This window comes from Candidatus Symbiopectobacterium sp. (assembly GCF_020054415.1).
Lineage (GTDB): Bacteria > Pseudomonadota > Gammaproteobacteria > Enterobacterales > Enterobacteriaceae > Symbiopectobacterium.
The window spans coordinates 1-10,017 of record NZ_JAHWCO010000361.1 but is presented as its reverse complement, the minus strand read 5'-3'; the positions used below and the strand labels follow the sequence as shown (position 1 = coordinate 10,017).

Here is a 10,017-nt window from a genome sequence, read left to right as displayed (position 1 = left end):
GTGGTATTGCTGGTTCAGCAGGCAGTAAAGACTGGATGATCATCCATGCTTCATCGGGAAGGTCGTAGCGAGCCATAGTTCAATATACTGTGGAAACATACGGTTACTATAACTCAGGCAATTAAGGGACACAGCCTAAAAAAGCATGCCGAAGGTCACTTCGGCATGCCCGTGATGCCCAGAGGCATTAATGACGTTTGCCGTCATCATCCTCATCATAAAAATCGTCGTCTTCACCTTCTTCACCTTCTTCGCCGTCTTCACCATCTGGATCTTCGAAGTAGGTGCCCCACCCGTCGTAATTGACGTTGTGGCGTGCAGCCAGTTCGATTAACTGCTCGACCTGCTCATCGATCAGTTCAGCATTGAGTGCTACTTCGCTGATGGCATCGCAACACATCAACAGGTTGCCTTCTTCCACTTCCAGCTCTTCCGCATCCGTCACTTCGTAGCCCTTTTTAAAGGCATCAACAGCGACCTTTTCCAACGCGTCGAAGTTTTCCGCTGAAAAGTGGTGTTCGATAGTATACAGTGCGTCCGGATCGCTACCATCGTCCAGCAGTTCTTCGATGATCAGGCGCGTTTCTTCTCGCTGTTCGTCCAGTAAATCGCGGTTTGCCATGAGTCTGTCCCCCGTTAATATCTACGTTATTTCCGTATTCTCCCACACCCCGACGCCCTCTCCACCATAAAGTTTGACAATGCCACTTGAAATTGAATAATTAAACATATAAAGTGAATTATAATTCAACAAACAACGTTGAGCCATACGGAGATAACTACAATGAACTCGTTTCACCAGCGTCACTTCTTAAGATTAATGGATTTTTCCCCTGCTGAGATCGGCTCACTGTTAACCTTATCTGCCCAACTGAAAGCCGACAAAAAGAACGGCACAGAAAAACGCTACCTGCAAAATAAAAACATCGCACTCATCTTCGAAAAAGATTCGACCCGCACTCGTTGCTCTTTCGAAGTTGCTGCATACGATCAGGGAGCACGCGTCACGTATCTCGGCCCGAGCGGCAGCCAGATCGGCCATAAAGAGTCGATGAAGGATACCGCCCACGTACTAGGCAGAATTTATGATGGCATCCAATACCGTGGTTACGGTCAGGCACTGGTGGAAATGCTGGCGGAGTACGCCGGTGTACCGGTATGGAATGGGCTGACCAACGAATTCCACCCCACACAACTGCTGGCGGATTTACTGACCATGCAAGAGCATCTGCCTGAGCGCGCTTTCAGCGACATGACGCTGGTCTACGCAGGCGATGCGCGCAACAACATGGGTAACACCATGCTGGAAGCCGCTGCGTTGACCGGTTTGGATCTGCGTCTGGTTGCCCCCAAAGCCTGCTGGCCCGATGCCAACTTGGTGACCGAATGCCGAGCAGCAGCCGAGTTGACTGGCGGAAAAATCACGCTGACGGAAGACATCACCGCAGGCGTGGCCGGTGCGGATTTCATCTACACCGATGTTTGGGTGTCCATGGGAGAGGCCAAAGAGGTGTGGCAGGAGCGGATTGCGCTGCTAAAACCCTATCGGGTCAATATGGCGATGCTTGCCGCCACCGGTAACCCACAGGTGAAATTCCTGCACTGCCTGCCAGCGTTCCATGACGACCAAACCACCATCGGCAAGCAGATGGCCCAGCAGTACGGTTTGCACGGCGGCATGGAAGTGACCGACGAGGTGTTTGAATCAGCGCACAGCATTGTGTTCGATCAGGCAGAAAACCGCATGCACACCATCAAAGCGGTGATGGTCGCCACGCTCTGCCAGGAATAAGGGCCGCGCTGCGCGCTATGCTCAGCGCCTGGCGACGGACTCTCGGATAACCAAACGTCCTTGATGATGGCAAGGCGGTATCGGTGTGGCATCACCTTGTGACGCCGCCACCAAGCGACCAATCGTATCCTGAATCATGGCAGCAATCGGCACATGCACCGTCGTTAAGGCGGGAGAAAAGTAGCGCCCAATCAGCATATCATCGAACCCCGCCAACGATATATCCTGCGGCACCCGCTTTCCGGCATCAAGAAACACCTTCGCCGCGCCAATGGCCATATCGTCATTGTCCGCCAGCACACAGGTGACGTCCACATTGCGCCCTAGCAGCGTTTGGGCGGCGCTATAGCCGCTCTCCGGCGTCCAGTCCCCTTCCAGACGTAGCGCCTCATCATGTGCGATACCCGCCGCTTTCAGCGTATCAAGGAATCTCGCAAGCCGCTGTTCACCAGACGGGGAACCGGGCAGCACGGCAATAAAAGCGATGCGCGTATGCCCCTAATCGAGCAGATATTGCGTCATCAGTTGGCTGCTGTGATAGTGCTCGATATAGACCGCGTGATTCTGGTGATGGGGCAGCTTGCGGTTAATCACGATGATCGGCGTCTCGTGCTGCTCGATCAGCGTTTCCAACGCCTCTGCCGATAAGAATTTGGGATACACAATAATGGCTTCGCAACGCAGTGCCAGCAGCATACCAATGGCATTGCGCTCATCCTGCGCATTGTTTTTGCCATCCGCCAGAATCAATTGGCGCTGATGCTTTTCACTGCATGACGCCGCCTGATAGGTCATTTCCGAAAAAAACGGTCCCTGATACAGAGAGTTGGTGATAACCAAACCAATCGAGTTGGTTTTGCGGATGGCTAACTGGCGGGCAAGCAGGTTTGGACTGAATCCGGTTTCCTCGATGGCGCGAAACACGCGCTGCCGCATATCTTCACGTACCACGTTTTTGCCGTTAAGTACGCGAGATACCGTCGCTTTAGAGACGCCCGCCTTTTTCGCCACATCCTGTATCGTAACCATTTTTACTCCTTCCTTAGGGCGCGCGCAGTCACAGCGAGGCAATCATCAACTGTCAGCGAGGAGGCAGAACAACCACGCTCCCCATCATTACGCGATAAGCATAAACCGCTGCGCCGCTGAACGGGACGATATTAATATCTGTATAGGTGATTATTTATGAATATATGAAGGGGGATCAATTATCACGATGGCGCGCGCCGTGTGCGGCACCGAACGTCTTCGGCGTCGCGCGCTGTAGCAAGATTACAGCACCAGTGAAGCATCGATCTTCACGACGGCTTTGCGTACGCGTGCAGGTTCACCCACGGCACACAGCGGCTTGTGCACTTCGCCCGGGAAGAATACAACAAAATCACCAGGTTGCATGACAAAGGTTTTTTCCTGCTCACCGGCAGACAAAAATGCGATGTCTTTATCCGCCAACCAGTCCGTGTCAGGTGTGCCTGCCGGCAGGTTGCTGAAGGTCATACCTTCAACGCCGTTGAGCACAATCTGAATATCCAGATATTTGGCATGGTATTCGGCGCGACGTTGTTCAAACGCTTCAGTGCTGTCATTGGAAACCAGCACAAACACGTTGTTGCCATCGACATCGTGCTTGCCCAGCGGAGTATCGACCGTAATGTTGGCTTTTACGTACTCGATCGCTTCGCGCAGTTTGGCAGGCAGATAAGGAACCAATTCAAGCTGGTGGATATTCCCGGTGATCATAGTAAGTCCTCTCGTGAAAAGTAAAACGTCGTTTTATCGAACTTTATACTCCGCCATAGGCATTCCCGCTAGTCTACAGTGGCAAAAGTGCTACCTATCCCCTTTATTTTCATTGGTCGAACGCGTAAGGTTTTCTCTAAACAACCGATTGCCAATACCTAAAAATGCGATTATTGCGCATAAATTAGCGCTTGAAATAGCAAATCGCGCGCGTATAATGCGCCGCAATTTGCTAGGAGGAACCATGTGCGCTTGCATCACCACATGCTGTATTTATCACGCTGCTGACCCCTTTTTTCGTCAGCGTGCCGCCTCTTTTCCGGCAATCACCGATCGTTTAAAAAAAGCCCCTCGTTGAAGGGGCTTTTTTTTGCCTGTCATACCGGGCGAACCTCGCTTGCTGACTGGCCTAGCGAGAGAAAAATGTTTCAGGGCTAACCGTTGGGAGAAAAGCAAACATGGTCAATCCGCTTTATCAAAAACACATCATCTCAATTAACGACTTCGCACGCGAAGATTTAGAGTTGGCGTTGCAGGTGGCCGCCAGCCTGAAGGCCAGACCGCAGCCAGAGTTGTTAAAACATAAAGTGATCGCCAGCTGTTTCTTTGAGGCCTCGACGCGCACCCGGCTCTCTTTTGAAACCGCGATGCACCATCTGGGCGCTTCCGTGGTCGGTTTTGTTGACAGTAACAACACATCGCTCGGCAAGAAGGGCGAGACGCTGGCAGATACCATTTCGGTTATCGGCCACTATGTGGATGCCATCGTGATGCGCCACCCGCAGGAAGGCGCAGCGCGTCTTGCCACCGAGTTCTCCGGCGGCATTCCGGTACTCAACGCCGGAGACGGTGCTAACCAGCATCCGACGCAAACCCTGCTCGACCTGTTCACCATTCAGGAAACCCAGGGACGCTTGAATAACATCAATATCGCCATGGTTGGTGACCTGAAATATGGCCGTACCGTGCACTCCCTGACGCAGGCGCTGGCGAAATTCGACGGTAACCGCTTCTACTTTATCGCTCCCGACGCACTGGCGATGCAGGATTACATTCTGGCTATGCTGGAAGAGAAAAACATCACCTATAGCCTGCACACCAGCATTGAAGAGGTGGTGTCGGAGCTGGATATTCTGTACATGACGCGCGTACAGAAAGAGCGGCTGGACCCATCCGAGTACATCAATATCAAATCACTGTTTGTGCTGCGCGCGGCCGATCTGAACGCTGCCCGCGACAACCTGAAAGTGCTGCATCCGCTGCCGCGCGTGGATGAGATAACGACGGATGTAGACAGCACGCCTTACGCCTATTACTTCCAACAGGCAGGCAACGGCATCTTTGCACGTCAGGCACTGCTGGCGCTGGTATTAAATCGCGAACTGGTTCTGTGAGAGGGGAAAGCATCATGACTCAGGATAACAAATTACAGGTTGAAGCCATCAAACGCGGCACCGTTATCGACCATATCCCAGCGCAGGTTGGCTTCAAGCTGCTGACGCTGTTCAAACTGACCTCCACCGACCAGCGCATCACCATCGGGCTGAACCTGCCTTCCAATCATCTGGGACGCAAGGATCTGATCAAGATAGAGAACATCTTCCTGACAGAACAGCAGGCTAACCAGTTGGCGATCTACGCCCCGCAGGCCACCGTTAACCAGATTGATGACTACGCGGTGGTACGCAAGCTGGTGCCCAGCCTGCCGGAACGTATTGATGGCGTGCTAACCTGCCCGAATAGTAACTGTATCAGCCGCAGTGAACCAGTCACCTCGTCGTTCAGCGTCAAGCAACGCGATGGCGATGCGCACCTTAAGTGCAAATACTGCGAGAAAGAGTTTGAACGTCAGGCCGTGCTGGCTGACCGCTAATCCGTTGTGCGACGTGTGCAGGGTCATCAATGCCATTGCCTGCGCCGCGCTTTTCTGAATAATGGTAGGTTGTACCCCGCCCGGCGCAGGCCCGGCGGGAATTGTCCCTTCGAAAATAGCCACTTCGAAATCCAGGAGAAGCCATGTCACGTAGCATCAGCACGGAACACGCCCCAGCCGCTATCGGCCCTTATGTACAAGGTGTCGATCTGTGCAGCATGATCATCACTTCCGGTCAGATCCCAGTAAACCCGAAAAGCGGCCTGATTGCCGAGGACATCGTCGCACAAACGCGTCAGTCTCTTGAAAACGTACAGGCCATTGTGGAAGCGGCGGGCCTGAAAGTCGCCGACATCGTGAAAACCACGGTATTTGTGAAAGACCTGCAAGACTTTGCCACCGTTAACGCGACTTACGAAGCCTTCTTTACTCAGCATCAGGCACCGTTTCCGGCGCGCTCCTGTGTGGAAGTGGCGCGTCTGCCAAAAGATGTGAAGATCGAAATCGAAGCCATCGCGGTACGCCGCTAAGCGCACTCGGGGCGATACCATCGCCCCGTCAGACTGATGACAAAGTGCGTTGTTAGGTGAAGTGCGGCGATGGGGTCGTAGCGGCGTAAGCCGCCGGAGCGCCCCTCGTCGTGATTCACCGGAAAACACGGACACACCCAGCAATATTATTGCCTCGCTTATTGTTATTTCCCTACGTTTATTATGCTTTTTTGTTCGTAATTTACATTATGGCGCAGAGATAAAAAACTACTAATCAAATCAATACATTATTTTTATTTTGTACAACGCCATTGCACACCCTTTCTACGCTGCTCGAAATTCTTTGTTCTAGGTCAATAAATCACGAATTTCTTTTCACCAAAAACTACATATAGTGTCTATCATAAATACAGACACTACATGTAGTACTTATCCACAATATCATCCACAACCCCCCGCAGCCCTTGTCCGCTGCGGATTCCGCTTGTGGACAACTCTGAGGAACGAACGTTGAAACCAGTAGTGATTAAACGGGACGGTTGCCAGGTGCCTTTTGATGAGATGCTCATCAAGCACGCGGTCGAACGTGCTGCGCATGCAGCAGGAGTTGATGATACAGATTACTGTGCAACCGTGGCCTGTGCGGTCGCTCAACAAATGCAAGGGAAAGCACGTGTGGATATCCGTGATATCCAGAACGCCGTTGAAAACCTGCTGATGTCTGGCCAGTATAAGCAGCTTGCACGTACCTACATTGAGTACCGTCACGATCGTGATGTCGCCCGCGAACAACGCGGCCGTTTGAATCAGGAAATTCGTGGTCTGGTTGAACAGAGCAACATGGCCCTGCTCAACGAGAACGCCAACAAAGACAGTAAAGTAATCCCTACCCAGCGCGACCTGCTGGCCGGTATCGTTGCCAAGCACTACGCCAAGCAACATATCCTGCCACGTGACGTGGTGCTTGCTCATGAACGCGGTGAAATTCACTACCACGATCTGGACTACTCCCCGTTCTTCCCGATGTTCAACTGTATGCTGATCGACCTTGAAGGCATGTTGACCAAGGGGTTCAAGATGGGTAACGCGGAGATTGAGCCACCAAAATCCATCTCAACCGCGACAGCAGTGACGGCCCAAATCATCGCGCAGGTGGCAAGCCACATCTACGGCGGCACCACCATTAACCGTATCGATGAAATTCTGGCACCGTTCGTCACCGCCAGCCATAAAAAGCACCGGGAAGCTGCTGATGAGTGGCACATTCCCAATGCGGACGCCTATGCACTGTCTCGTACCGAAAAAGAGTGCTACGACGCCTTCCAGTCGCTGGAATATGAAGTAAATACGCTGCACACCGCTAATGGTCAGACACCGTTTGTCACCTTTGGTTTCGGTCTCGGCACCATTTGGGAATCGCGTCTGATTCAGCAATCCATCCTGCGCAACCGCATTGCCGGTCTGGGTAAAAACCGTAAAACCGCAGTGTTCCCCAAACTGGTGTTCGCTATCCGCGACGGTGTCAATCACAAGGCTGCCGATCCGAACTATGACATCAAGCAACTGGCACTGGATTGCGCCAGCAAGCGGATGTACCCGGATATCCTCAATTACGATCAGGTGGTTAAGGTTACCGGCTCGTTTAAGACGCCTATGGGCTGCCGCAGTTTCCTTGGCGTGTATGAGGAAGAGGGCAAGCAGATCCACGATGGTCGCAACAACCTCGGGGTAGTCAGCCTCAACCTTCCGCGAATCGCGCTGGAAGCGGAACATAACGAAGGGCGTTTCTGGAACCTGTTGGATAATCGTCTGCAACTGGCGAAAAAAGCGTTGATGACGCGCATCGCACGCTTGGAAAACGTCAAAGCCCGTATCGCTCCAATCCTGTATATGGAAGGCGCCTGTGGTGTACGCCTGAAAGCGGACGACAACGTTGCTGAGATCTTCAAAAACGGTCGGGCATCGATCTCATTGGGCTATATTGGGGTTCATGAGACCATTAACGCGCTATTTGGCAACCAGACACACGTGTTCGACAATGAGCAACTGCGTGAAAAGGCGGTCGCCATCGTCGCACGCCTGAAAGCCGCGACCGATCAGTGGAAAGAAGAAACCGGCTACGGTTTCAGCCTTTACAGTACGCCGAGTGAAAACCTGTGTGACCGTTTTTGCCGTATCGACACCGCTGAATTCGGCGTGGTACCAGGCGTGACCGATAAAGGTTACTACACCAACAGCTTCCACTTGGACGTGGAGAAGAAGGTGAATCCTTACCAGAAAATCGACTTTGAACTGCCCTACCCACCGCTGGCAAACGGAGGCTTCATTTGCTACGGCGAGTATCCGAACCTGCAACATAACCTTAAAGCGCTGGAAGGCGTCTGGGATTACAGTTATATCCGTGTACCCTATTACGGCACCAATACACCGATCGATGAGTGCTATGAGTGTGGCTTCACCGGTGAGTTTGAGTGCACCAGCAAAGGCTTCACCTGCCCGAAATGTGGCAATCACGACTCCGCACGCGTATCTGTGACGCGTCGGGTATGTGGCTATCTGGGCAGCCCGGATGCACGTCCGTTTAATGCCGGGAAGCAGGAAGAGGTCAAACGTCGGATCAAGCACCTCGGCAATGTTCAACTGGGCTAAACAGCCCGCGCCGTGCCTGATGGTCGCAAGGATGCGGCCAGCTTTGCACGTTTACCGGCGTCAACGGACGCCGGATATCTCTGCTTCGTAAACCATTACTCAGAAAACCATTATCCAGCAAACAATGCCATACCATGAATTATCATCAGTACTACCCGGTTGACGTGGTCAACGGGCCCGGCACGCGCTGTACGCTGTTTGTTTCCGGCTGCGTACATCAATGTCCAGGTTGCTATAATAAAAGAACCTGGCGGCTCAATTCCGGCCAGCCCTTTACTCAGGCGCTGGAAGACCAGATTATTGCCGATTTGCAGGATACGCAGATTCCGCGCCAAGGCTTGACGCTCTCCGGTGGCGATCCGCTCCATCCGCAAAACGTACCGGATGTGCTACGTTTGGTGGAACGCATTCATGCCGAATGCCCCGGAAAAGACATCTGGATGTGGACAGGCTACCTGCTCTCTGAGCTTACGCCCGCACAACAACAGGTTGTGGCACTTATCAACGTACTGGTAGACGGTAAATTTGTACAGGATCTCAAAGATCCTGCGTTAATCTGGCGCGGCAGCAGCAATCAGGTTGTCCATCGTTTGCGATGACAGCCGCAGACTTAACCGTGTAGCTCCGGCGCAAGCGGCGGGCTGCCCCAAGCGCGTAGTTCCTCGGCCTCGAGCACCGTCACACTGGCTTTTGGTTAGGGTGAAAAGGCGTGATTCATCAGTACACGGGCCACGGCTTTTCCTTCAATCGCTCGCCAGTTATCAGGCATCCACTTGAGCAGCGGTGCGGAAAAGTGCTCCAGCGGCCATCGCGTTGTCCGTTCGCGCAACAGCAGTGAAGGGCGTACCAGTGTCAAATGTCGCCAGCCTTGCTGGCGCAACGCCACCTCCATCTCACCTTTGATACGTGAATAGAAAAACGGTGACGTAGCACTGGCACTCATCGCACTCACCGTGAGCAGGTGTGTAGCGCCCAGCGCCTTGACCCGCGCGGCACTGTCGACCACCAGCGTATAATCCACAAAGCGAAACGTCTGCTTGCTGCCCGCCTGCTTGCGCGTGGTCCCTCGGCAGTAAAACACAATATCGATCGGTTCACGCAATTTCGCCAGCGCAACACGCACGTCCTCATGTGTACTAGCTCAGACCTTATCTGACGGTTACCGATTATTTATACAGGTGTCTGTCAGATTACATCTGGTTCAGATTCTTTTCTGCGCAGATCCGTTTTCCATCGAGTAAAGTGGCCATCGGCGTACGCCCGCAGCACATTTTTCCCTGATGAGTTCGCTCATTATTGTAATGCCACAACCAGTTGTCCAGATCTACCTACAGGCTTTCCAGGTCTCCATATAACTTCTTGCGGAACGTAACCTGATAAAAATCCTGCAAAATGGTTTTATGGAAGCGCTCGCAGATGCCGTTCGTCTGCGGAGACATCGCCTTCGTTTTCGTATGCTCGATATCGTTGAT

General features: G+C 52.7%; 9 protein-coding genes and 2 pseudogenes. 6 read left to right on the top strand and 5 right to left on the bottom strand.

All coding sequences use genetic code 11. The features are described 5' to 3' along the window. Window positions 1-187: 187 nt before the first annotated feature. Complete coding sequence (rraB, locus tag QZ506_RS10685; protein WP_291970998.1) at window positions 188-622, bottom strand: ribonuclease E inhibitor RraB; 435 nt, start codon at window positions 620-622, stop codon at window positions 188-190. A 162-nt stretch (window positions 623-784) separates the two neighbouring features. On the opposite strand from rraB, the gene argF reads away from it, so the two are divergent. Next, entirely contained in the window at window positions 785-1,792 is a 1,008-nt protein-coding gene (gene argF, locus QZ506_RS10680; protein ID WP_291970996.1) for an ornithine carbamoyltransferase, read from the top strand. Window positions 1,793-1,813: 21 nt separating this feature from the next. On the opposite strand, the pseudogene QZ506_RS10675 reads toward argF, so the two are convergent. After that, a pseudogene (locus tag QZ506_RS10675) lies at window positions 1,814-2,821 on the bottom strand (LacI family DNA-binding transcriptional regulator). Window positions 2,822-3,064: 243 nt separating this feature from the next. Next, window positions 3,065-3,532 (bottom strand): YhcH/YjgK/YiaL family protein, encoded by a 468-nt coding sequence (locus QZ506_RS10670; protein WP_291970994.1) that lies wholly within the window; start codon window positions 3,530-3,532, stop codon window positions 3,065-3,067. Between the two features lie 458 nt (window positions 3,533-3,990). On the opposite strand from QZ506_RS10670, the gene pyrB reads away from it, so the two are divergent. From pyrB to nrdG, 5 genes are all read left to right on the top strand, one after another. After that, window positions 3,991-4,926 (top strand): aspartate carbamoyltransferase, encoded by a 936-nt coding sequence (gene pyrB / locus QZ506_RS10665; RefSeq protein ID WP_291970992.1) that lies wholly within the window; start codon window positions 3,991-3,993, stop codon window positions 4,924-4,926. Window positions 4,927-4,940: 14 nt separating this feature from the next. Continuing rightward, window positions 4,941-5,405 (top strand): aspartate carbamoyltransferase regulatory subunit, encoded by a 465-nt coding sequence (gene pyrI, locus QZ506_RS10660; RefSeq protein WP_291970990.1) that lies wholly within the window; start codon window positions 4,941-4,943, stop codon window positions 5,403-5,405. A gap of 143 nt (window positions 5,406-5,548) precedes the next feature. Beyond that, window positions 5,549-5,935 carry a 2-iminobutanoate/2-iminopropanoate deaminase gene (gene ridA, locus QZ506_RS10655; RefSeq protein ID WP_291970988.1) on the top strand — a complete coding sequence of 129 codons (387 nt, stop codon included), beginning with the start codon at window positions 5,549-5,551 and terminating at the stop codon, window positions 5,933-5,935. Between the two features lie 471 nt (window positions 5,936-6,406). After that, on the top strand, window positions 6,407-8,545 hold the full coding sequence (gene nrdD / locus QZ506_RS10650; protein ID WP_291970986.1) for an anaerobic ribonucleoside-triphosphate reductase: 2,139 nt from the start codon (window positions 6,407-6,409) through the stop codon (window positions 8,543-8,545). A gap of 134 nt (window positions 8,546-8,679) precedes the next feature. Next, complete coding sequence (nrdG, locus tag QZ506_RS10645) at window positions 8,680-9,144, top strand: anaerobic ribonucleoside-triphosphate reductase-activating protein (protein ID WP_291970984.1); 465 nt, start codon at window positions 8,680-8,682, stop codon at window positions 9,142-9,144. Between the two features lie 95 nt (window positions 9,145-9,239). On the opposite strand, the gene QZ506_RS10640 is transcribed toward nrdG, so the two are convergent. Both QZ506_RS10640 and QZ506_RS10635 read right to left on the bottom strand, forming a co-directional pair. Beyond that, window positions 9,240-9,668: a hypothetical protein gene (locus QZ506_RS10640; RefSeq protein WP_291970982.1), complete on the bottom strand. Its 429-nt coding sequence runs from the start codon at window positions 9,666-9,668 to the stop codon at window positions 9,240-9,242. Window positions 9,669-9,735: 67 nt separating this feature from the next. After that, window positions 9,736-10,017 (bottom strand): annotated as a pseudogene (locus QZ506_RS10635) (integrase core domain-containing protein); the annotation flags it as partial.

Coding starts and splice junctions, on each gene's coding strand:
- rraB (WP_291970998.1), bottom strand. CDS start 622: ATGGCAAACCGCGATTTACTGGACGAACAGCGAGAAGAAACGCGCCTG.
- argF (WP_291970996.1), top strand. CDS start 785: ATGAACTCGTTTCACCAGCGTCACTTCTTAAGATTAATGGATTTTTCC.
- QZ506_RS10670 (WP_291970994.1), bottom strand. CDS start 3,532: ATGATCACCGGGAATATCCACCAGCTTGAATTGGTTCCTTATCTGCCT.
- pyrB (WP_291970992.1), top strand. CDS start 3,991: ATGGTCAATCCGCTTTATCAAAAACACATCATCTCAATTAACGACTTC.
- pyrI (WP_291970990.1), top strand. CDS start 4,941: ATGACTCAGGATAACAAATTACAGGTTGAAGCCATCAAACGCGGCACC.
- ridA (WP_291970988.1), top strand. CDS start 5,549: ATGTCACGTAGCATCAGCACGGAACACGCCCCAGCCGCTATCGGCCCT.
- nrdG (WP_291970984.1), top strand. CDS start 8,680: ATGAATTATCATCAGTACTACCCGGTTGACGTGGTCAACGGGCCCGGC.